Consider the following 21022-nt stretch of genomic DNA (forward strand, 5'->3'; position numbering starts at 1 on the left):
GCCCGAGCGCACGGTGCGGCGGTACGCCACGCGCCTCCGCGTCCCGAGCCCGGCGTGCCGAGCCTGATGCCCGGCGCGCCAGGCCTCGGAGTTGCGGGCGGGCACACCGGCCTCGGGACCTGAGGCGGGGCACGCCGGGCCTCCGGCCCTGTGGGCGGGGGTCGCCTGGCGCACGGTGCGGCTCGCAGCCCGAGCGCACGGTGCGGCGGTACGCCACGCGCCTCCGCGTCCCGAGCCCGGCGTGCCGAGCCTGATGCCCGGCGCGCCAGGCCTCGGAGTTGCGAGCGGGCACACCGGCCTCGGGACCTGAGGCGGGGCACGCCGGGCCTCCGGCCCTGCGGACGAGGTCCGCCGGGCGCGCGGTGCGGCGGCAGCCCCGGCGCACCGCGCTGCACGTACGCCACGCGCCGCCCTCCGAGCCGGGAGACCAGCCGGCTCGGTGCGGTGGGTGCGTCAGTCCTGGGCCAGGAGCGGGGCCGAGATGCTGGGGGCGGAGTTGTACGAGGGGCCGTCGTCGACGTTGTTCCGCTCGTCGTTGATGGCGGTCACGATCGCGAAGACGATCAGGACGATCGTGGCGACGCCGAGCACGATGCCGACGATGCCGGTGACGAACCCGGCCTGCGCCTGACCGCGGTTGGTGGCCTCGCCGCGGTCGGCCCGCCGCTTGCCCTTGATGCCGAGGATCACGGCGAGGACGCCGAGGATGAGGGAGACGACGCCGTAGATGCAGAACAGGCAGCACGACAGGATGCCCAGGATCATCGCCGAGGTGCCCAGGCCGTTCTGCGGGGGCGGCTGCATACCGGGCCAGCCGTAGCCCTGCGGGTAGGCGGGATAGCCGTAGCCGCCGGGCGCCCCGGGGTTCTGCGGTCCCGGGCCGGTGGGCGCGATGGGCGGGGGCGGCACGGCGGACTCGGACCAGCCACCGGGTGGGGCTCCCGCGCCGGGCGGGGCGTAGCCGGGGGCGCCGTAGCCGGGGGCTCCGTAGCCGGGGGCTCCGTACGCGGGCGTGCCGGGACCGGGGTAGCCGTAGCCGGGGGCTCCGGGGACGGGTGTTCCGGCTCCGGGCGCTCCGGGGAGGGGTGTGCCTGCCCCGGGCGGGGTGAACCCGTCGGAGGGCACGGACGTCACGGTCGCCTGGTCGTGCACGGACGGCGGCTGCGGCGAGCCGGGCGGCTGATCCCGCGGCCCCTTGTCCAGCGACGTCTTGCGCTCGGGCGGCGCCCACGGATCATGCTCCGGCGCCGCGCCCCCACCCGGCTGTGTCTGATCCGCCACGTCCCCGTCCCCCTCGCTCGATCGTCCGGCCATCGTAAAGCCTCGACCTGCCCGTACGACCGGCCGGTAGCCGACCCGCGCCGCTCCCGCCGTCCACGGCATCCGGCGTCCGCCGACCACCGCCGAGCCCGGCCCGCGGACGGTCTGTCTACGATGACCACGATTCACCGATCAGCCGATCACCCGCGTCCCGTCCCCGCAGGGCACCGGACGCCGTTCCCGGGGAGGAACCTTGACCGACCACCGCGACCTGCACGCCTTCATCGCCGGACTGCCGAAGGCCGAACTCCACGTCCACCACGTCGGCTCCGCCTCCCCCCGGATCGTCTCGGAACTGGCCGCCCGCCACCCCGACTCCAAGGTGCCCACCGACCCCGAAGCGCTGGTCGACTACTTCACCTTCACCGACTTCGCGCACTTCATCGACGTGTACCTGTCGGTCGTGGATCTCATCCGCACCCCCGAGGACGTACGCCTGCTGACGTACGAGGTGGCCCGGGACCTGGCCCGGCAGCAGGTGCGCTACGCCGAGCTGACCATCACGCCGTTCTCCTCCACCCGCCGGGGCATCGACGAGCGCGCCTTCATGGACGCGATCGAGGACGCCCGCAAGGCGGCCGAGGCCGAGTTCGGCACGGTGCTGCGCTGGTGCTTCGACATCCCCGGCGAGGCGGGCCTGGAGTCGGCCGAGGAGACGGTCCGGCTCGCCACCGACGACCGGCTGCGCCCCGAGGGACTGGTCTCCTTCGGGCTCGGCGGGCCCGAGATCGGCGTGCCCAGGCCGCAGTTCAAGAAGTACTTCGACCGGGCCATCGCCGCCGGGCTGCACTCCGTGCCGCACGCCGGCGAGACCACCGGCCCGGAGACGGTGTGGGACGCGCTCACCCATCTGCGTGCCGAGCGCGTCGGGCACGGCACCCACGCGTTCCAGGACCCGAAGCTTCTCGCCCACCTCGCCGAGCACCGCATCCCGCTGGAGGTCTGCCCGACCTCCAACATCGCCACCCGCGCGGTCCGCACCCTCGACGAGCACCCGCTCAAGGAGTTCGTGGAGGCCGGGATCGTGGTGACGATCAACTCCGACGACCCGCCGATGTTCGGCACCGACCTCGACAACGAGTACGCGGTCGCCGCCCGCCTCCTGGACCTCGACGAGCGGGGCGTCGCCTCGCTCGCGAAGAACGCGGTCGACGTCTCCTTCCTTGACGAGCCCGGCAAGGCCCGCATCCGCGAGGAGATCGACGCGTACACCTCGGCGTGGCTGGCCCCCTGAGCCGTACCGTCTTCGCCGGCCACCACAATGGGCCCATGCAGAACCTGACCGCCGTGGCCCACCGGGGCGACCCGTACCGCGTCCGCGAGAACACGATCGACTCGCTGCGTTCCGCGCTCGACCTGGGCGCGGACGCCGTCGAGATCGACGTACGCCTGACGAGGGACGGCGTCCCCGTGCTGCTGCACGACGCGACGCTCAAGCGGCTGTGGGAGCACGACCGGCCGCTTCGGTCGCTGTCCGCGGACGAGGTCCGCGGGCTGACCGGCGGCCGGATCCCGACGCTCGCCGAGGCCCTGGCCGCCACCGACGGCAGCCGGGTGATGATCGACCTGCCCGGCACCCGGGACGTGCGGGAGGCCCGCCGCGTGGTGGACGCTGTGCGGGAGGCCGGGGCACGGGAGCGCGTGTACTACTGCGCGGGCGCCGAGGAGATGCTCGCCGTGCGGGCGGCCGACGCGTCCGCGGAGATCGCGCTGACCCGCACCACGCTGGCGCCCGCGCGCCCCGCGCTGCTGGAGGCGGTGCGCCCGCGCTGGCTCAACTACCGCTTCTCGCTGGTCGACCGCGCCCTGGCGGCCCGGGTGCACCGTGACGGCCTGCTGCTCTCGGTCTGGACCCCCGACACCCGCCGCTCGATGCGCCGCCTGATCGACCTGGGCGTCGACTCGATCACCACGAACCGCGTCGACGTCCTGCGCGCGCTGCGGGAGGCGCCCTACACGCGCGAGCGCTGAGGCACCGTCGCGGGATCGGCGGGCGTCGCCCGGGTGACGTACTGCGGTACCGGGGTGTCGTCCTTGCCGGTGTCGCGGACCAGGCCGTAGCGGATCACGCCCTGGGCGGGGCCGGTGGTGATGTCCTTCTCTGCCGCGTCCCAGGTGCTGGGGAAGACGCTCAGGCCGTAGTCGGCGCCTCGTTCGTTGACGGTGAGGGTGACGCGGCCGTCGAGGTAGAAGTACTCGTTCTGCCACATCTGCTGGGTGCCGGCGGGCAGTACGTCGTAGCCGGTGGCCTTGCTGCCCATGCCGGTGGCGGTGGGGTCGGTTCCGCCGACGGGGTCGTCCATGCGGCGGCCGCCGCCCGAGGCGACGTGGAAGAGCCTGCCCTTCAGACCGGTCCAGGAGGGCGGGACCAGACCGCCCGAGCGGTACTGCGGGGAGATCTGCCAGCGGACCAGGACGTATCCCTGGCCGGTGAGGGTCACGGCGTCGCCCCGGTGGTTCAGCACGGCGTGCGCGCCGCCGGTGCTGGTGACGCCGGACCCGGCACGGTGCGGCAGAGCGGCGGGCGGGGTGTCGGGGTCCGGTGCCCTGTCCACGGCGTCCACCACGCTGCCGTAGAGCGCGACCGTTTTCTTCGTCACCGACGGGGACGGGCTGGGCGACGCGGAGGCGGACCGGGTGGGGGCGGGCGGGCGGTGGGTGCTCGCGGCCGTGGGGGCGGCCTCCATGCGCGGCGGCGGGACGTCGGGGGTCCGTGTGACGACGTACGCGCCGCCGGCCGCGATCGTCGCGCCCGCCGTCACCGCGACCGCGGGCTTGGTGAGCAGGCCGAGGACCTTGACGGACCAGCCGGCGGACGAGGCGGCGGCCGCCGTCTTGCCGCCGAGGGCCAGGGGGAGGGTGAAGCCGGCCGGGAGCGGGACGAGCGCGAGGCCGACGAGCAGGCGTTCGGCCGGTACGACCGCCTCGCGGGTGTCGCCGCAGTAGCCGCAGCCCCTGATGTGCCGGGCCAGCCGCTTGCGCCACACCGAGTCGGGCCGGCCGTCCCAGCGGGCGGTCAGCTCGCGCAGGTCCGGGCAGGCGCCGTCGAGTGCGCGCACGATGCCGCGCGAGGTCTCCAGGCGTTCCTTCACGCGCTGGACGCGCACGGCGGCGTGCTGTCGGCTGATGCCGACGGCCGCGGCCAGCTCGCGCCGGCTCAGCTCCCCCGCGACCTCCAGCCACCACAGCGACAGCAGTTGCCGGTCCTCGTCGTCGAGCCAGCGCACCGCCTCCGCGACCTCTCGCCGCTGCCCCGCCAACTGGAGCCGCAGCACGGTGATCTCGGCGAAGTCGGTGGCCTCCCGGGCCGCGCTCTCGTCGAGTCGCCGGGAGGTCCTGCGGCGGGCCCGGTCCCGGATCTGGCGCATGGCGATCGCCATCAGCCAGGACCGGAAGCTGTCCGGGTCGCGCAGTGAGCCGAGGTTGTCGACGGCCCGCAGCATCGTCTCCTGGACGACGTCGTCGACGTCGGCGTGGCCGTTGAGGGCGCGGCCGACGACGTTGTAGACGAGCGGCAGCCAGCCCGCGACCAGGTCGTCCAGCGCCCGCCGGTCACCGGCCTGCGCGGCGGCGATGGTGGCACGCCACCGTCCGGCTCTTTCGTCCACGTCCGTACTCTCCCGGCTCATACGCTTCGCGACCGCACCTTCTCAGTCCGACCGGTGATGTTGTCCATGTCGGACGTCACAGTGGGGGACCCGGAGGAGACGGGGTGGAGGCGGGGGCGATAACACTTTTTCGGCGCCGCTGGGGGCGGAAGGGGCTCCCAGTAAGGGCGATCCCCCACAACTCCGCTGCGGGGTAAGGGACTTGCTCCGGGAAGCCTCAGGGACCCACCCCCTCCTCACCGACGATCCCCGTCCGCCCGCACCGGCCGAGGATGATCTCGACACCCACCGCCGAAACCTCCGGAGCAGCCCATGCGTGCCCGTGTCCCGACCGCCCTCGCCGCCGCCCTCACCCTCGCCCTTGCCGCCGGCCCCCTGGCCGGCCCCGCGTTCGCCGCCCCCGCACCGCCGTCCGCGCACCACACCTCCGGGCACGACACGTCCGGGCCCGACGCCGACGCCCTGCGCGCCGCGATCGCCGGCCTTCCCGACGCGGACGCGACCGCCGCGCTCATCCGGGTCGGCGGCGACGGGACATGGAGGGGGACGGCGGGCGTCCGGGACGTCCGCACCGGGGCGCCGGCGCTGGCGAACGGGCGCTTCCGGGCCGGTTCGGTGACGAAGGTGGTCACAGCGGCGATCGTGCTGCAACTGGCCGCGGAGGGCCGCGTCGACCTCGACGGCACCGTGCAGCGGTATCTGCCCGGCCTGCTCACCGTGGACTTCAAGCCCATCACCGTACGGGAGTTGCTGAACTTCACCAGCGGCCTGCAGTCGGGCGCGTCCCTCGGGGACACGGTCGAGGAGGGCTACCCGCACCGCTTCGAGACGCTGACCCCGCGGCAGGTCGTGGCGGCCTCCGTCGCCAAGGGCCCGGCGTACGACCCCGGCACGCGCCAGAACTACGACAACATCCACTACACCGTCCTCGGCATGCTCATCGAGAAGGTGACCGGCGACTCGTACGCGCATCAGGCGGCGGTACGGATCTTCCGGCCGCTCGGCATGCGCGACAGCTCGTTCCCCGTCGGCGCCGACCCGCGTATCCACGGACCGCACAACCGCGGATACGACTGGATCGACGGCGAGTTGACGGACGTGACCGACTGGAACATGTCCGACCGCAAGGCGGCCGGCGATCTCATCTCCACGACCGCCGACCTGGAGAAGCTGCTGGTGGGGCTGTTCCGCGGCCGGGTGGTGCCCGAGCCGCAACTGAAGGAGATGTTCACGCTTCCCGACGTGCCCGGCGCGCGCTACGCGGCGGGGCTGGAGCGGTTCGAGCTCAACGGCAGGGTGATCTGGGGCAAGACCGGCTCACGGCCCGGCTACGCCACGGTGATCGCCGCCACCCGCGACCTCTCCCGCACCCTCGTCTACTCGGTCGACTCCACCGACGCCAAGGGCGACGGCCAGGTCACCGCCGAGCGTTTCGCCTACCCCGCCTTCAACCGCTGAGGCCCGCGGGGCGGCCTGCTCCAGCCGTTCCAGCCGCCTGATCTTCTTCCGGACGACGTAGAGCGGGAGCACTCCGAACACCCCGAAGGACATGTCGATCACCGACCACCAGAAGGGGATCCCCCGGATCGGCCCGCAGACCAGCGCGAGCGGGATGATCCCGGCGCAGGCGATCATCGCGAACTCGACCACCCAGATGTTGCGGACCGGGTCCCGGTACGGCCCGTAGAAGGCGACCGCGATGACGAGGTGGGCGAAGGCCAGCCAGTCGGTGCCTTAGAGGAGGAAGGGGTAGTCGGCGTCGGCGGTGTCGAGGCCGCGCCGGACGCGCTCGATCCAGTCCATGAGCGCGGGGAGATGTTGGGGCACGGACAGGGACCGCAACACGCCCTCGGTCCAGTGCAGTTCGTGCACCAGCGGGAAGGCCGTGGCACCGCTGAGCACCAGGCAGACGACGAAGAGGACCAACCAGGCGCGGATGCCCTTCAGCAGGGCGGCTCTGTCGCTCATGAGGGCAGCGTACGCCGATGTTGAACACGTTCAAAAGCAGGGTCCGCTTGTCGGCGGACGCTCTGCCCGGCCACCACCTCGTCGCCTGCCCGGCTATCGCTTCGCGCTCTGCCCGGCTATCGCCTCGTGGTCTGCCCGGGTGACGCTCCGGGCGCGCTCCGGACCGCGGACGGTTCGACCGAGGGGACGTCGGTCGGCGTACGGGTGGACCGGGTCGGGGAGACGGCGGTGGGGACGGAGCGGGCCGTCTGACCGGAACTGGTGGCCGGCCTGCCGGTCCGGGGGTCCGGGGTGGGGCGGGCGCTCGACGGGCGGGGGGTGGGCGAGCCGGGCGGCAGGGTCGAGGGGCTGCTCGCCGGCGGCGGTGCCAGGGGAACCACCGGGGAAGGACGGCTGTCCGAGGCGGACAGACGCAGGGGAAGGATCGCCAGGGCGGCCACGCCGCAGGTCAGGGCGGCGCCGGCGGCGGCCTTGAGCAGGCGGCGGCGGGCCGCGCCGCGGCGGATGGCCCGGTAGCGGCCGGGGGGCGGGCCGAGGTGCCCGGCGGGCGGCTGGAGCAGGACCGTGAGCGGGTCCTCGGGATCGATGTCCGGGCCCTCGTCAGAGTGTGTGATCAACGCTTCTCCTCAGGTGGGCGCGGAGCAGTTCGCGGGCCGCGTGGAGGTCTGCCTTGACGGTCCCCTCTCGGCGTCCGGTGAGCGCGGCCACCTCCCGGATCGGCATGTCAGCGTAGTAGTGGAGCAGGATCGGCACGCGCAGGCGTTCGGGGAGGGACTGCACGAGCAGGCGCACCGAGGGGTCCGTCTGCTCGGGGTGCGGGGCCACCACCGCCTCGGTCTTCGCACGGCGTACGGCGCGGCGTTCGCGCTCCAGCTTGCGCCAGTGGTCCCGGACGATGTTGGCCGCGGTGACGTAGAGGAAGCCGTTCGGCTCCGCCACGGTGGTCCAGCGGGCCCAGAGGCGGGTGAAGGCCTCCGAGGCGATCTCGTGCGCGGTCTCGTCGTCGTCGACCAGCCGGCGGACCCAGCCGGCGAGGCGCGGATAGAGGGCGGCGAACAGCTCGGACGCGGCCTTCTCGCGGGAGCGTTTCAACGTTCTCCATGGTCGTGGGGGTTCGGGGCGGCTCTGGGAGGAAGAGCCCGGGCCGACGCGGATCGTTGCCCCGGCCCGGGTTCTGTTACGCGGTTCAGGGGGTCGTGGAGGTCAGTGCCGCGAAGACGATCACGTTGTCGCGGTAGCCGTCTCCGGTACGGGCTCCCCCGCACGTGATCAGCCGCAGCTCGGGCCGGTCCACGTCGCCGTACACCTCCTTCGTGGGGAAGTCGGCCTTGGCGACCGTGCGGACGTCAGTGACGGCGAAGACCGCATCCGTGCCGTTCTCCAGGCGCACCTCGATCCGCTCGCCCCGGCGCAGGTCCTTCAGGTGCCGGAAGACGCCGTCCCCGTAGGCGCCGACCGTGACATGACCGAGGATCACGGAGGGGCCTCGCCGGCCCGGTGTCGGCGAGTGGCGGTACCAGCCCGCCCGGTCGTGCGCCTGGACCGGCGGGACCTGCACGGTGCCGTCCGGGGCCAGGCCCAGCCGCAGTACCGGGGTGTCGACCCCGATGGCCGGTATCCGGAGCCCGACCGGGACCGATCGCCCCACCGTGGACACCGACTTGGCCGGTGGCGGCGCGGAGGACGACGGTGTGCTCGTGAGGTGCCCGGCGGTGTTCCCCCCACCGCCGCCGCAGCCCACGAGCAGGACGGCCAGCGCCGCGGCGGCCAGAGCGCGCCCGGCGAGGGGCCTCATACCCCGTTCGCCCGCCGGCGGCGCACGAGGAGGACGGCGCCGCCGCCCACGACGACGGCCGCGGCGGCTCCCCCGCCGATCAGCGCGCCCCCGGAGCCCGACGAGGTGTCGGCCACACCGGTGTTCGGCGCTCCGCTGGGCACGACGGAGACCTGACCGCGGGACGGCGCCCGGGTCGGCTCGGCGCTCGCGCGGCGGTCCCCGGTGCTGGGGACCTGCGAGGGCGCGGTGCCGGCGCCGGGCCGATCGCTGGGCGTGGCGGCGCTCGGCACGGGAGAGGGAGCCTGGGACGCCCCGTCGGCGAACGCGGGCACCGCGCCCGCCAGTACGGCGGTGCAGGCGAGTGCCAGGGCACTGAGGCCGGTTCGGCGCATGAGTGGGTCTCTCTTTCGTCGGTCCGCCCGGCCGGTGGTCGGCCGGCGGGTCGTGTGATGGATCGAGCGGAGAGACGAGGCGGGGACTTAGCGGGTTGTAAAGAGACGGCAAAGTCGCCGAGGCTGTGATCGGCGCGCCGCGGCCCAACCACCGTGCGTAGCTCGTCACTTACCGAGCGGCCGCTGAACTTCTCCACGTCCGGGGGCAATTCGTGACGACCGTGTGTGCGGGTTGCCAAGACGGCTTGCGGCCCCAGGTGGCATGACGTAAGTACGTGAATCATGAACCTGTTCACCCGTGCGTCGTCCACGCGCCGCCCGGCTCCCCCCACCGCCCCCGCCCCCACGACCCCGGCCCTCCCCCAACGCAGGCCCGGTCAGCAGCAGTCGGCACCGAACGGGGTGCTGGACCCGTCCCTCGCGTCACTGACCGGGGAGTGGGTCGTCGACCCGGCGCACAGCCGTATCGGCTTCTCCGTCCGGCACGCCCTGGTGACCACCGTGCGCGGGTCGTTCGCGGAGTTCGACAGCCGTCTGTACTTCGACGGCCGCGACCCCTCGCGCTCGCGGGCCGAGATCGTCCTGAACACCGCGTCCGTCGACACCGGCGTGGAACAGCGGGACGCCCACCTCGTCGGCCGAGACTTCCTGGACGCCCGCTCCTACCCGCAGATGCGCTTCGTCAGCACGGCCGTACGCCTGGTGGGAAACGATGTCTACCGCATGACGGGCGACCTCACCATCAAGAAGGTCACCCGCCCGGTCGACCTGGAGCTCACCTACATCGGCCATGTCACCGACGCGTTCGGGGACGAACGGGTCGGCTTCGACGGCACGACCACCATCAACCGTTCCGAATGGGGCCTGACGTACAACCAGAGGCTGGCGGAGGGCGGTGCCATGGTGAGCGAGAAGGTGCGCCTGCAGTTCGACATCGCGGCGATCCGCATGTCCCGCGGCTGACGCCGGCGCTCCGCCGGCCGCTCACAACCCGACGATCGCGTTCCACCGCTTGGCGAACCCCACCCGCTCCCGCGACGTGATGTCCCGGGCGATCACGAGCCGCTTGCGCATCTCGGCGTCCGGGAAGATCAGCGGGTTCTCGGCGAGGGCGGCGGTCTCCTTGTCCTTGGCGGAGGCGAGGACGTCCCGGGCGGCGGGCACGGGGCAGACGTAGTTGACCCAGGCGGCGAGTTCGGCGGCGACCTCGGGCTCGTAGTAGTGGTCGACGAGCCGCTCGGCGTTGCGCTTGTGCAGCGCGCGGTCCGGGATCATCAGGGAGTCCGACCACAGCTCGGCACCCTCCTCGGGCACCACGAACCGGATGTCGGGGTTGTCGGCCCGCAGTTGGATGACGTCACCGGAGTACGCCTGGCAGGCCAGGACGTCTCCGGTGACCAGGTCCTTGGTGTAGTCGTTGCCGGTGAAGCGGCGGATGTGGCCGCCGGCGACGTACTTCTCGACCTGGTCGCAGACCCTGTCGAAGTCCGCGGCCGTCCAGCGGGTGATGTCGACCCCGTTGCCCTGCATCAGCAGCGCGAACGCCTCGTCCAGACCGGACAGCAGCGTCACCCGCCCCTTGAGGTCGCCCGCCCACAGGTCGGCGACGCCGCGTATCTCGCGGCCGAGCTTCCTGTGGTTGTACGCGATGCCGGTGATGCCCGACTGCCACGGCACCGTGTACCTGCGGCCCGGGTCGAAGGCGGGCGAGCGCAGCAGCGGGTCGAGGTGCTCGGCGACGTTCGGCTGCTTCGCCCGGTCCATCTGCTGGACCCATCCCAGCCGGACGAACCGCGCGCACATCCAGTCGCTCATGACGATCAGGTCGCGGCCGGTCTGCTGGTGGTTCATCAGCGCCGGGCTGATCTTGCCGAAGAACTCGTCGTTGTCGTTGATCTCCTCGGTGTACGTCACGGAGATCCCGGTGCGCTTCTCGAACGCCTCCAGCGTCGGCCGGCGGTCGGGGTGGTCGTCGTCGGTGTCGATGTACAGCGGCCAGTTCGCCCAGGTCAGTTTCTTCTGACGGGCCGACAGGTCCGCGACGGCACGCTCACCGGGCCGCACATAGGCGGCGGGCACCCCGCAGCCGGCCACCCCGCCGAGGAGCGCGAGCAGCAGCGAACGGCGGGGCAGCGAAAGGTTCTTCGGTGTGAGGGGCATGGCCGCAGCATCCCGCCCCCGACTGTGCACCGACAATCGACGCTGCGTCGAGGAGGGAGGCGGCGGGACCGGACACCTTGTCGATGGCCGGTCCCCGACTGCCCGATGTCGCCTAGGCGTCCAGCGACGTCATCACGTGCTTGATCCGCGTGTAGTCGTCGAAGCCGTACGCCGACAGGTCCTTGCCGTAACCGGACTTCTTGAACCCGCCGTGCGGCATCTCCGCCACCAGCGGGATGTGCGTGTTGATCCACACGCAGCCGAAGTCCAGCTTCTTCGACATCCGCATGGCCCGCCCGTGGTCCTTGGTCCACACCGACGAGGCCAGCGCGTACTCCACGCCGTTGGCCCACTCCACCGCCTGGTCCTCGTCCGAGAAGGACTGCACGGTGATGACGGGCCCGAAGACCTCCTTCTGGATGATCTCGTCGTCCTGCTTCAGCCCGGAGACGACGGTCGGGGCGTAGAAGTAGCCCTTCTCGCCGACCTGGTGACCGCCGGCCTCGACCTTGGCGTGCGCGGGCAGCCGCTCGATGAACCCGGAGACCTGCTTGAGCTGGTTGGGGTTGTTGAGCGGGCCGAACAGCACGTCCTCGTCGTCCGGCTGCCCGGTCTTGGTCTCGGTGGCGGCCTTCGCCAGCGCCGCCACGAACTCGTCGTGGATGCCCTCCTGCACGAGCACGCGCGTGGCCGCCGTACAGTCCTGCCCGGCGTTGAAGAAGCCCGCCACGGAGATGTCCTCGACGGCCTTCGCGATGTCCGTGTCCTCGAAGACGACGACCGGCGCCTTGCCGCCCAGCTCGAGGTGGACCCGCTTGAGGTCCTTCGACGCCGACTCCGCGACCTGCATGCCCGCCCGCACCGAGCCGGTGATGGAGGCCATCGCGGGCGTCGGGTGCTCGACCATCAGCCGGCCGGTCTCCCGGTCACCGGTGATGACGTTGAAGACGCCCTTCGGCAGGATGCCGCCGATGATGTCGGCGATCAGCACGGTCGACGCCGGCGTGGTGTCCGAGGGCTTCAGCACGACCGTGTTGCCGGCCGCGATCGCCGGCGCGAACTTCCACACGGCCATCATCATCGGGTAGTTCCACGGCGCGACCTGCGCGCAGACGCCGACCGGCTCGCGGCGGACGATGGAGGTCAGTCCCTCCATGTACTCGCCTGCCGACCGGCCCTCCAGCATCCGCGCCGCGCCCGCGAAGAAGCGGATCTGGTCGACCATCGGCGGGATCTCCTCGGACCGCGTGAGCCCGATCGGCTTGCCCGTGTTCTCGACCTCCGCCGCGATCAGTTCCTCGGCGCGCTCCTCGAAGGCGTCCGCGATCTTCAGCAGGGCCTTCTGGCGCTCGGCCGGGGTCGTGTCGCGCCAGCCCGGGAAGGCCGCGGCGGCGGCCGCCATGGCGGCGTCCACGTCCGCCGGCCCGGACAGCGGCGCGGTCGCGTACGCCTCGCCGGTAGCGGGATTGACCACCTCGGTGGTCCGTCCGTCGGCGGCGTCCCGGAACTCACCGTCGATGTAGTTGCGCAGACGACGCAGCTCGGTGCTCACTGCCGGCCCTCCAAGTTCGAGTGGATCCAACGTGTCCATTGGCTGAGACACCCACCCTAATCCGCAAGCCCACGTTTTCAACACCCCCGATCGCGCCAAGGCTGCGAAATCCGCAGGTCTCAGTCTCGTAAACAACGAATTTCATCGGTCCACCCTTGCGGAACTGTCGAGACGTCGTGCACAGTGAGGGCGTGGCCAGTCGAAGCGCAGAGCACAGGGACTCGACCCGCGAGTCCAGGAACGGCACTCCCCATCTGGATGCCGTCTCCCTCGCCATCATCGAACAGCTCCAGGAGGACGGCAGGCGCCCGTACGCCGCGATCGGCAAGGCCGTGGGCCTGTCGGAGGCGGCCGTGCGCCAGCGCGTGCAGAAGCTGCTCGACCAGGGCGTGATGCAGATCGTCGCCGTCACGGACCCGCTCACCGTGGGCTTCCGCCGGCAGGCGATGGTCGGGGTCAACGTCGAGGGCGATGTCGAGTCCATCGCGGACGCGCTGACGGACATGTCGGAAGTCGAGTACGTGGTGATGACCGCGGGCTCGTTCGACATCCTCGCCGAGATCGTCTGCGAGGACGACGACCACCTGCTGGACGTCATCAACAAACGCATCCGGGCGCTCCCCGGCGTGCGCTCCACCGAGAGCTTCGTCTACCTGAAGCTGAAGAAGCAGACCTACATGTGGGGAACCCGATAACCGTGAGCCAGAAGGACCTCAGCAAGACCGCGTACGACCACCTGTGGATGCACTTCACCCGCATGTCCTCGTACGAGAACTCCCCCGTCCCCACGATCGTGCGGGGCGAAGGCACCTACATCTACGACGACAAGGGCAAGCGCTACCTGGACGGTCTCGCCGGTCTGTTCGTGGTCCAGGCCGGTCACGGCCGCACCGAGCTCGCCGAGACCGCCTTCAAGCAGGCACAGGAGCTGGCGTTCTTCCCGGTCTGGTCCTACGCCCACCCCAAGGCCGTCGAGCTGGCCGAGCGCCTGGCGGACCACGCGCCGGGCGACCTGAACAAGGTGTTCTTCACCACCGGCGGCGGCGAGGCGGTGGAGACCGCCTGGAAGCTGGCCAAGCAGTACTTCAAGCTCACCGGCAAGCCCACCAAGTACAAGGTCATCTCCCGCGCGGTCGCCTACCACGGCACTCCGCAGGGCGCCCTGTCCATCACCGGCCTGCCGGCCCTGAAGGCCCCCTTCGAGCCGCTCGTCCCGGGCGCCCACAAGGTCCCCAACACCAACATCTACCGCGCCCCGATCCACGGCGACGACCCCGAGGCCTACGGCCGTTGGGCCGCCGACCAGATCGAGCAGCAGATCCTCTTCGAGGGCCCGGACACGGTCGCCGCGGTCTTCCTGGAGCCCGTGCAGAACGCCGGCGGCTGCTTCCCGCCCCCGCCCGGCTACTTCCAGCGGGTCCGCGAGATCTGCGACAAGTACGACGTGCTGCTCGTCTCCGACGAGGTCATCTGCGCCTTCGGCCGCCTGGGCACGATGTTCGCCTGCGACAAGTTCGACTACGTCCCGGACATGATCACCTGCGCCAAGGGCATGACCTCGGGCTACTCCCCGATCGGCGCCTGCATCATCTCCGACCGCCTGGCCGAGCCGTTCTACAAGGGCGACAACACCTTCCTGCACGGCTACACCTTCGGCGGCCACCCGGTCTCCGCCGCGGTCGGCATCGCCAACCTCGACCTCTTCGAGCGCGAGAACCTCAACCAGCACGTCCTGGACAACGAGGGCGCCTTCCGCGCGACGCTGGAGAAGCTGCACGACCTGCCGATCGTCGGCGACGTCCGCGGCAACGGCTTCTTCTACGGCATCGAGCTGGTGAAGGACAAGGCCACCAAGGAGTCCTTCAACGACGAGGAGACCGAGCGCGTCCTGTACGGCTTCCTGTCGAAGGCCCTCTTCGACAACGGCCTGTACTGCCGTGCCGACGACCGCGGCGACCCGGTCGTCCAGCTCGCCCCGCCGCTGATCTCCAACCAGGAGACCTTCGACGAGATCGAGCAGATCCTGCGCGCGACGCTGACGGAAGCGTGGACGAAGCTCTGATGAGCTGACTCTGTGATCAACAACAGCCCCGGTGCCGCCCGTTCGAGTGAGAACGGGCGCCCGGGGCCGTGTGCTGTCCGGCCTCCGGGCGATGCCTGCCTAGCGTGCGAGTGACCGATCGGCCCTGTCTTCGTTCCCCCGCACGGGGGATGGCACGGCAAAAACGGATCTGACTCGAGGTGTACGCCCATGGTGGCCCCGCCGGACAACGACGTGCTCTGGGCACGCGCCCTGCACTTCCAGCACAGCGACGGCTCGCCCGCGCTCAGCGGCGTCTCGCTCGGCGTCCAGGAGGGCGAGATCCTCGCCGTCAGCGGCCCGCGCGGCAGCGGCAAGACGACCCTGCTGCGCTGTCTGTCCGGACTCGTGCCGGCCCAGCGCGGCGAGGTCTGGTTCAACAGCGTGCCGGTGCACACGATGGGCCCGCTCACCCGTGAGCGCCTGCGCCGGGACCGCTTCGGCTGGATCGACCCCGCCCCGGTCCTCGTACCCGAACTGAACGTGTGGGAGAACGCCGCCCTCCCCCTCATGCTGCGCGGCACCGGCCGCCGCCGGGCCAAGACGTCCGCCCTGGAGTGGCTGGAGCGCCTGGACATCGGCGACCGCGCGCGCAACCGTCCGCACGAACTCACCCAGGCGGAACGCCAGCGCGTCTCGATCGCCCGGGCCCTGGCGCCCGCGCCGACGGTCCTGTTCGCCGACGAACCGACCGCCCCGCTGCACCGCGCGGACCGCGCGCACGTGCTGCGGACGCTGACGACCGCGGCCCGCTCGCACGGCATCACGGTCGTCCTGGCCACCCACGACCCGGAGACGGCGGCCCTCGCGGACCGCACCGTGTCCCTCATGGACGGCCGCCGGGTGAACACGCTCCACCTCCCACCGATCCCGGCCCCGGAGACCAGGCCGACGGACCAGGACGGACGGGCACGGCCCCAGCCCACCGCACGCCGGAACCCGGCGAGCCCGGCGCACGGCCGGGGTACGGAACCCGTCGACCGCGAAGCGGCACCGGAGGATGGAGGGAGCCGGCCGGAAGGCGAGGGGTCCGAGCCGGACGGTCGGGCGGCGAAGCCGGCAGGGCGAGGGGTCGAGACGGAAGGTCAGGGGGCCGCGTGCTCGCTCTCCGTCTGACCCGCGGCGCCCACCCGACCGTACACCTGCGCCGCCTCCTGGTGGCCATGGCCTCGGCGGGCACGGGCTTCCTCCTGCTGTGCACCCTCGGCTACGCCCTGGGCCACCCCGACCACCCCTCCGCGTCCCTGTTCCGGCTGGCCTGGTGCCTGACCCCGCTGGCCGCCACGGTCCACTTCGCGGTGGCGGTGGCCCGCACGGACCCCGCCACCCGGCCCCGCCCGGGCCTCTCGGCCATCGGTCTCGGACCGGGCCGCCTGATGACCATCTCGGCCACGACCACGGCCCTGTCCTGCACGCTGGGCTCGATGACCGCCCTCCTGTTCTTCCTGCACCTGCGGGGGGATCTCACGGGCACGCCGTTCGACGGGGCGGCGTCGCGCCTGCTGGCAGCGGACCAGCCGCTGCCGCTGCCGGCCGCCCTGACGCTGCTGGCGCTGGTACCGGTGATCTCGTCGGTGGCGGTGATGCTGGTGCTCAGGCCGAAGGAGACCCGCCCGAAGCAGGCACCGGGCGCGGGCCGCTCCATCGGCCGCTTCGGCGCGTACGACAGGTCGACGACACGGGACACCTTCGGTGCGTACGGCCGCTTCGGCGCCCGCCTGCGACCGCTGCCGGCGGGAACGTCCGCGGGCGACGGAGAGGACGCCCGGGCGGCCCAGACGGACGAGACGCCGCCCCCGGCGGCCCCCGCCGACACCGCGTCACCGGAGCTCGACCCCGCCGGCCAGGACCGTCCCCCCGCGCCCCGCAAGCCCCCCGCCGGCCTGCCCTGGGGCATCGCCACCCTCACCGCGGGCCTCGCGATGGAGGCGTACGCCGCCGCGGCCGCGTCCACCCGCACCCTCGCCCTGCCCGGCAACCTGGCGTCCACCACCCCGGCCGTCCTCGCCGGCCTCCTCCTCACGGCCGTGGGCCTCGCCCTCGCCGCCCCCGGCCTGACCCACCTCACCGGCCGCCTCCTGCAGTCCGCCCGGCCCGGCGCCCTGCGTCTCCTCGCGGGCCGTGTGCTCATGGAGGAGGCCAACCGCATCGGCCGCCCCCTCGGCATCGTCTGCGCCGTGGCGTCCGCCGCCTACGCCATGACCACCCTCTACACCCCGGAACCGGACGAGCCCGCGTTCGGCCCGCTCACCACCCTCGGTACCCTCCTCGTCACCGGCTGCACGATCGCCACCCTCCTCACCGCCGCCGTGGAGGCGAGGCAGGCCAGGGCCGACACCACGGCCGCCCTGCTGCGCCTGGGCGCCCCGGTCACCATGCTGCGGAGCGCGGCCGCCCTGCGCGCCGCCGCCCTGCTGGCCCTCTTCGGCCCGCTCACCCTCCTCGTGGCCGAGCTGGCGGCCCTGCCCCTCACTCGCTGAAAACCCGCAGGAAGAAATTCGCCGACCGCCGATGAGTCGCGCGTCGCGCCGCGGTCTACCCACCGAACAGCACGGACGCCCGATGGGAGAGACCCGCATGTACCAGCAGATGATCTTCGTGAACCTCGCGACCAACGACGTCGACGCGTCGAAGAAGTTCTTCACGGAGCTCGGCTACGCGATCAACCCGCAGTTCAGCACCGACGACTGCGCCTGCGTCGTGATCAGCGACACCATCGTCGCCATGCTGCTGAGCAAGCAGCGGTACGCGGACTTCACCAAGAAGGAGATCGCGGACTCCACGAAGACGAGCGAGACGCTGATCTGTCTGAGCGCCGAGAGCCGCGAGAAGGTCGACGAACTGGTCGACAAGGCCATCGCCGCGGGCGGCACGGCGACCGGCGAGAGCCAGGACCACGGCTTCATGTACGGCCGCGCCTTCGACGACCTCGACGGCCACACCTGGGAGGTCATGTGGATGGACCCGGCGGCGGTCCAGAGCTGAACCCCCCTCGGCCCCTCACGACAGGTCGAGGGGCTCCGGGTTCCACTTGTACTGCACGTCGTCCTCGTTCTTGAGCAGCACTCCCGCCTGCGCCATGCGGTCAAGAATGGCCAGCAGCATGTCTCCCAGGGGATATCCGTCGATCCAGAACATCCGCTTCACCGACGAAAACTTCTGCTCTCGCGGGAAGACGCCCAGAAAAACACCGAGCCGGTACGCCGCGACGTCATCGTCGAGCCAGTCGGCCAGCAGATCCTTGAGCTCCATGCCGTCTCCCTTCGTCAGGGTTCTCCGCCCCGCCGACGGCGTTCCCCTCCTTAGCATGGCCGAGTGCAGACCAGCCCGGCCCACGCGGCCCACCACGACGAACGCGAGATCGAGACGCTCGAGGACTTCGACGCGACCGTCTCGGCCCGCGGCACCCTCGCCGGCTACCGAGTGCAGGCCGTCGATCTGACCGACCGCACACGGGAGTTGCTGACCACCGACACCGCGGGCGCGGTCTTCCTAGGCTGCCCGATGCGGGAGGACGCGGCGCAGAAGATCCGGACCGACGGCGCCCTGGTCTTCCCGCCGGTTCCCGACCTCCCCTTCGATCCCTATCGCGGGCACCTCTACACGGCCGACCAGCTGTTCGCCTCGCTGGAGAAGGGGTACGAGCGGACACCGGACGCCCTGGCCTACGCCTGGTTCCAGCGCACCAGGGCCGACGGCGACATCTTCGCGTCGATGCTGCGGGCCGTGCACGACGACTCCATATCCGACGCCCTGGACGAACTCCTGCGCGGCGCACGGGTGGTGGGCGTCATGGGCGGCCACGCGATGGCGCGCGGCACGGAGGCGTACGCGGGCGCCGCGCGCCTGGGCCGCGAACTGAGCCGCTCCGGGCTGACCGTGGCGACCGGTGGCGGACCGGGCGCGATGGAGGCGGCGAACCTGGGCGCGTACGCGGCGCCGTACGAGGACGAGATGCTGGAGGAGGCCTGCCGACTCCTCGCCCGGGCACCCTCGTTCACGCCGTCGATCACCGACTGGGCGCAGGCGGCCTTCGAGGTGCGCGAACGCTGGCCGAAGGGCAACCACTCGGTCGGCATTCCCACCTGGTTCTACGGCCACGAGCCGCCGAACCCCTTCGCCGCGTACATCGCCAAGTACTTCGCCAACGCCACCCGCGAGGACGGCCTGCTGGCCCGGTGCAACGCGGGCGTGGTCTTCCTGCCGGGCGCGGCCGGGACCGTACAGGAGATATTCGACAACGCGACGCCCAACTACTACGAGTCGCGGGGCGAGCCGACGCCCATGGTGCTGGTCGACCGGGAGCACTGGACGGAGCGGCTGCCGACCTGGCCCCTCTTGCAGGCTCTCGCCCGGGAACGCTCGATGGAGTCCCGTATCGCCCTCGTTGACCGGATCGAGGAGGCGCCGGAGGCATTGAAACGTCTCGGTGGTTAATAAGAGAGTAAAGCCAACCCGCCTTACCCGGCTTCGGATTGACACTCCTTATGGAACGCTTATAGACCTGTGAGCCTCATGGGGATGGTGGAGCCTCACCTCACCGTCGTCCCACCTTCCCTGCAACCCCCCGCAGTTATGCCTCCCGTGAAGGGCAAACGTGTCCATAACTCGCCGCACCGCGCGTCGTTCAGCGCAGATCCTGGGCGTCGCCGCCGCCTCCACCGCGCTCGCCGTGAGCGCCGCGGGCTCCGCGCTCGCCTGCAACATCAGTGAGTTCTCCGCCGAAGCCAAGTGCGACGGCAGCAAGGGCGTCATCGTCGTCACCGACAAGGACGCCTCCGGCACCCCGGCCACGATCACCGTGTTCCTCGAGAGCAACGGCGCCGACGCGAAGCAGATCGGTGAGCAGGACGTCACCGGCTCCCGCGAGGGTGTCACCGTCACGTTCAACGAGGACTGGCAGCCGAAGGCCGAGTACCGGGTCCACGTCACGGCCGGGAAGGACAAGGACCACCCGATCGTCGACAAGGACATCAAGCCCAACCTGAGCACCCCCGCCGAGGGCTGCTCGAAGGGCGAGTCCACCCCGCCGGCCACCCCCTCGCCGTCGGAGTCCGCCTCGACCCCGGCCTCGGAGTCCCCGAGCCCGACCCCGTCGGCCTCGGAGAGCAGCACCGCTCCGGCCGGCAGCACCGACAACGAGCCGTCCCCGGCGGCCGGTGACTCCAACCTCGCCGAGACCGGTGCGAACTCCAACACCGGTCTGATCGCCGGTATCGCGGGCGGCCTGGTCGTCGTGGGCGGCGGCGCCGTCTACTTCGGCATGCGCCGTCGCGGGGCGAACAGCTCGCGCTGACGCCTCACTTCGCAACAGACTGCGGCCCGTCCCCGTATCCCCGGGGGACGGGCCGCGGTCGTGTTCAGCCGAAGGTCGCCCGGTCCAGCCAGAACTCCAGCACTTCCCGGTCCCCCACGACCTCCAACCCCGGCCCGTCCAGCGGCAGTCGGCGGTAGAGGGCGAGCAGCATAGAGGTGCGCGGGCCGCGCAGTGCGACGGTCGTCTTCTCGTGGCCACGGCGCCAGACGATGCCTTCGCCGGCGCCCTCGACGAGCCACTCGGCGTTCGCCTCCGGTGCGGCGTCGGTGGCGTGCAGGTGCATGCTGCCGCCGGCCCGCAGCGGCTGCTCCGCCTCCCCGCGCCGGCCCATCAACTGCACGATCTCCAGCCACTCGTCGATCGCGTCGGCGGCGATCTCGGGGGCCACGTCGTACGGCAGTCCCGCCGCGAGGGTGGCGTCGGCGCGGTGGACGGTGATCTCGTGGGCCATGCGGCGGGCCCAGAAGGCGGCGGTCTGATCCCCGGCCCAGCTCCACACCTTCGCGTCGGGTCCGGCCTCGCGCAGCGCGTCCACGACCAGTTCGCCGGCCTCCGCCAGCCAGGCGTCGAGGGCGGCCGCGTCGCCCGGGGTCTCGGGGCCGTCGCCGCGCGGCACCAGTTCGTCGGCGATGTTCTCCTGCGCCCGTGTCCGCACCAGCGTGCCCGACCAGCGCAGGACGCCGCCCATGTGCAGCACGAGCTGCTCCAGGGTCCAGTCGGGGCAGGTGGGGACGGTGGCGGCCAGGTCGGCCCCGGAGGTCACCACGGCCCTCAGCTGTTCGACCTGGTGGGCGATCTCGGCACAGTAACGGTCATGCGGGAGGAGTGTCATGCCCGCACCATACGGA

At 71.8% G+C, this 21022-nt stretch carries 21 protein-coding genes and 1 pseudogene; 11 read left to right on the forward strand and 11 right to left on the reverse strand.

The window, feature by feature from the left end; all coding sequences use genetic code 11:
* Positions 1–453: 453 nt before the first annotated feature.
* On the reverse strand, positions 454–1281 hold the full coding sequence (locus ACIGDI_RS30625; RefSeq protein ID WP_399903334.1) for a DUF4190 domain-containing protein: 828 nt from the start codon (positions 1279–1281) through the stop codon (positions 454–456).
* 178 nt (positions 1282–1459) lie between these two features.
* Here ACIGDI_RS30625 and ACIGDI_RS30630 point away from each other — a divergent pair, with 178 nt between their 5' ends.
* Both ACIGDI_RS30630 and ACIGDI_RS30635 read left to right on the forward strand, forming a co-directional pair.
* Positions 1460–2554: an adenosine deaminase gene (locus ACIGDI_RS30630; RefSeq protein WP_399903839.1), complete on the forward strand. Its 1095-nt coding sequence runs from the start codon at positions 1460–1462 to the stop codon at positions 2552–2554.
* A gap of 35 nt (positions 2555–2589) precedes the next feature.
* Positions 2590–3291, forward strand: a complete 702-nt coding sequence (locus tag ACIGDI_RS30635; protein WP_399903337.1) for a glycerophosphodiester phosphodiesterase — start codon at positions 2590–2592, stop codon at positions 3289–3291.
* On the opposite strand, the gene ACIGDI_RS30640 is transcribed toward ACIGDI_RS30635, so the two are convergent.
* Positions 3273–4949 (reverse strand): RNA polymerase sigma factor, encoded by a 1677-nt coding sequence (locus ACIGDI_RS30640; RefSeq protein ID WP_399903340.1) that lies wholly within the window; start codon positions 4947–4949, stop codon positions 3273–3275. The genes ACIGDI_RS30635 and ACIGDI_RS30640 overlap by 19 nt on opposite strands.
* Positions 4950–5240: 291 nt before the next feature.
* Between ACIGDI_RS30640 and ACIGDI_RS30645 the strand changes: the two genes are divergently transcribed.
* Positions 5241–6386, forward strand: coding sequence for a serine hydrolase domain-containing protein (locus ACIGDI_RS30645; RefSeq protein WP_399903343.1), 1146 nt, complete (start codon positions 5241–5243; stop codon positions 6384–6386).
* Here the strand turns inward: ACIGDI_RS30645 and ACIGDI_RS30650 are convergent.
* From ACIGDI_RS30650 to ACIGDI_RS30670, 5 genes and pseudogenes are all read right to left on the reverse strand, one after another.
* Positions 6381–6896 (reverse strand): annotated as a pseudogene (locus tag ACIGDI_RS30650) (hypothetical protein); the annotation flags it as partial. The gene ACIGDI_RS30645 and the pseudogene ACIGDI_RS30650 sit on opposite strands and share 6 nt — an antisense overlap.
* A 116-nt stretch (positions 6897–7012) precedes the next feature.
* Complete coding sequence (locus ACIGDI_RS30655) at positions 7013–7513, reverse strand: hypothetical protein (RefSeq protein WP_399903346.1); 501 nt, start codon at positions 7511–7513, stop codon at positions 7013–7015.
* A complete protein-coding gene (locus tag ACIGDI_RS30660) occupies positions 7497–7988 on the reverse strand; it encodes an RNA polymerase sigma factor (protein ID WP_399903349.1) in 492 nt (163 codons plus the stop codon). Before ACIGDI_RS30660 ends, ACIGDI_RS30655 begins: the two co-directional genes overlap by 17 nt.
* A 94-nt stretch (positions 7989–8082) precedes the next feature.
* Positions 8083–8691: a class F sortase gene (locus ACIGDI_RS30665; RefSeq protein ID WP_399903351.1), complete on the reverse strand. Its 609-nt coding sequence runs from the start codon at positions 8689–8691 to the stop codon at positions 8083–8085.
* Positions 8688–9065 carry a sortase-dependent protein gene (locus ACIGDI_RS30670; protein WP_399903354.1) on the reverse strand — a complete coding sequence of 126 codons (378 nt, stop codon included), beginning with the start codon at positions 9063–9065 and terminating at the stop codon, positions 8688–8690. Before ACIGDI_RS30670 ends, ACIGDI_RS30665 begins: the two co-directional genes overlap by 4 nt.
* Positions 9066–9347: 282 nt before the next feature.
* On the opposite strand from ACIGDI_RS30670, the gene ACIGDI_RS30675 reads away from it, so the two are divergent.
* Positions 9348–10028, forward strand: a complete 681-nt coding sequence (locus tag ACIGDI_RS30675; RefSeq protein WP_272177373.1) for a YceI family protein — start codon at positions 9348–9350, stop codon at positions 10026–10028.
* A 21-nt stretch (positions 10029–10049) separates the two neighbouring features.
* Here the strand turns inward: ACIGDI_RS30675 and ACIGDI_RS30680 are convergent, their stop codons facing one another.
* Positions 10050–11225, reverse strand: coding sequence for a spermidine/putrescine ABC transporter substrate-binding protein (locus ACIGDI_RS30680; RefSeq protein WP_399903358.1), 1176 nt, complete (start codon positions 11223–11225; stop codon positions 10050–10052).
* Positions 11226–11337: 112 nt separating this feature from the next.
* Positions 11338–12777: a gamma-aminobutyraldehyde dehydrogenase gene (locus tag ACIGDI_RS30685; protein WP_399903361.1), complete on the reverse strand. Its 1440-nt coding sequence runs from the start codon at positions 12775–12777 to the stop codon at positions 11338–11340.
* Positions 12778–12953: 176 nt separating this feature from the next.
* Between ACIGDI_RS30685 and ACIGDI_RS30690 the strand changes: the two genes are divergently transcribed.
* From ACIGDI_RS30690 to ACIGDI_RS30710, 5 genes are all read left to right on the forward strand, one after another.
* Positions 12954–13472, forward strand: coding sequence for an Lrp/AsnC family transcriptional regulator (locus tag ACIGDI_RS30690; protein ID WP_142142785.1), 519 nt, complete (start codon positions 12954–12956; stop codon positions 13470–13472).
* Between the two features lie 2 nt (positions 13473–13474).
* A complete protein-coding gene (locus tag ACIGDI_RS30695; RefSeq protein WP_200705849.1) occupies positions 13475–14839 on the forward strand; it encodes an aspartate aminotransferase family protein in 1365 nt (454 codons plus the stop codon).
* 189 nt (positions 14840–15028) lie between these two features.
* Positions 15029–15973 carry an ABC transporter ATP-binding protein gene (locus ACIGDI_RS30700; protein ID WP_399903364.1) on the forward strand — a complete coding sequence of 315 codons (945 nt, stop codon included), beginning with the start codon at positions 15029–15031 and terminating at the stop codon, positions 15971–15973.
* Positions 15955–17337: a hypothetical protein gene (locus tag ACIGDI_RS30705; RefSeq protein WP_399903366.1), complete on the forward strand. Its 1383-nt coding sequence runs from the start codon at positions 15955–15957 to the stop codon at positions 17335–17337. The genes ACIGDI_RS30700 and ACIGDI_RS30705 overlap by 19 nt, the downstream gene beginning before the upstream one ends.
* A gap of 97 nt (positions 17338–17434) precedes the next feature.
* Positions 17435–17842 (forward strand): VOC family protein, encoded by a 408-nt coding sequence (locus ACIGDI_RS30710; protein WP_399903841.1) that lies wholly within the window; start codon positions 17435–17437, stop codon positions 17840–17842.
* Between the two features lie 15 nt (positions 17843–17857).
* On the opposite strand, the gene ACIGDI_RS30715 is transcribed toward ACIGDI_RS30710, so the two are convergent.
* Positions 17858–18109 carry a hypothetical protein gene (locus ACIGDI_RS30715; protein WP_399903369.1) on the reverse strand — a complete coding sequence of 84 codons (252 nt, stop codon included), beginning with the start codon at positions 18107–18109 and terminating at the stop codon, positions 17858–17860.
* 63 nt (positions 18110–18172) lie between these two features.
* Between ACIGDI_RS30715 and ACIGDI_RS30720 the strand changes: the two genes are divergently transcribed.
* Together ACIGDI_RS30720 and ACIGDI_RS30725 are read left to right on the forward strand one after the other, a co-directional pair.
* Positions 18173–19294 (forward strand): LOG family protein, encoded by a 1122-nt coding sequence (locus ACIGDI_RS30720; protein WP_399903372.1) that lies wholly within the window; start codon positions 18173–18175, stop codon positions 19292–19294.
* A 160-nt stretch (positions 19295–19454) separates the two neighbouring features.
* A complete protein-coding gene (locus ACIGDI_RS30725) occupies positions 19455–20153 on the forward strand; it encodes an LAETG motif-containing sortase-dependent surface protein (RefSeq protein WP_399903375.1) in 699 nt (232 codons plus the stop codon).
* A gap of 64 nt (positions 20154–20217) precedes the next feature.
* Here ACIGDI_RS30725 and ACIGDI_RS30730 read toward each other — a convergent pair whose 3' ends face one another.
* Entirely contained in the window at positions 20218–21006 is a 789-nt protein-coding gene (locus ACIGDI_RS30730; protein WP_399903378.1) for a maleylpyruvate isomerase family mycothiol-dependent enzyme, read from the reverse strand.
* Positions 21007–21022 lie beyond the last annotated feature (16 nt).

The organism is Streptomyces sp. NPDC085900 (genome assembly GCF_044540925.1).
GTDB classification, from domain to species: domain Bacteria; phylum Actinomycetota; class Actinomycetes; order Streptomycetales; family Streptomycetaceae; genus Streptomyces; species Streptomyces gilvifuscus.

What these genes read in the sequence shown, in the direction of transcription:
- ACIGDI_RS30635 (WP_399903337.1), top strand. Translation starts at nt 2,590, where the DNA reads ATGCAGAACCTGACCGCCGTGGCCCACCGGGGCGACCCGTACCGCGTC.
- ACIGDI_RS30640 (WP_399903340.1), bottom strand. Translation starts at nt 4,949, where the DNA reads ATGAGCCGGGAGAGTACGGACGTGGACGAAAGAGCCGGACGGTGGCGT.
- ACIGDI_RS30645 (WP_399903343.1), top strand. Translation starts at nt 5,241, where the DNA reads ATGCGTGCCCGTGTCCCGACCGCCCTCGCCGCCGCCCTCACCCTCGCC.
- ACIGDI_RS30665 (WP_399903351.1), bottom strand. Translation starts at nt 8,691, where the DNA reads ATGAGGCCCCTCGCCGGGCGCGCTCTGGCCGCCGCGGCGCTGGCCGTC.
- ACIGDI_RS30670 (WP_399903354.1), bottom strand. Translation starts at nt 9,065, where the DNA reads ATGCGCCGAACCGGCCTCAGTGCCCTGGCACTCGCCTGCACCGCCGTA.
- ACIGDI_RS30675 (WP_272177373.1), top strand. Translation starts at nt 9,348, where the DNA reads ATGAACCTGTTCACCCGTGCGTCGTCCACGCGCCGCCCGGCTCCCCCC.
- ACIGDI_RS30680 (WP_399903358.1), bottom strand. Translation starts at nt 11,225, where the DNA reads ATGCCCCTCACACCGAAGAACCTTTCGCTGCCCCGCCGTTCGCTGCTG.
- ACIGDI_RS30700 (WP_399903364.1), top strand. Translation starts at nt 15,029, where the DNA reads ATGGTGGCCCCGCCGGACAACGACGTGCTCTGGGCACGCGCCCTGCAC.
- ACIGDI_RS30710 (WP_399903841.1), top strand. Translation starts at nt 17,435, where the DNA reads ATGTACCAGCAGATGATCTTCGTGAACCTCGCGACCAACGACGTCGAC.
- ACIGDI_RS30715 (WP_399903369.1), bottom strand. Translation starts at nt 18,109, where the DNA reads ATGGAGCTCAAGGATCTGCTGGCCGACTGGCTCGACGATGACGTCGCG.
- ACIGDI_RS30730 (WP_399903378.1), bottom strand. Translation starts at nt 21,006, where the DNA reads ATGACACTCCTCCCGCATGACCGTTACTGTGCCGAGATCGCCCACCAG.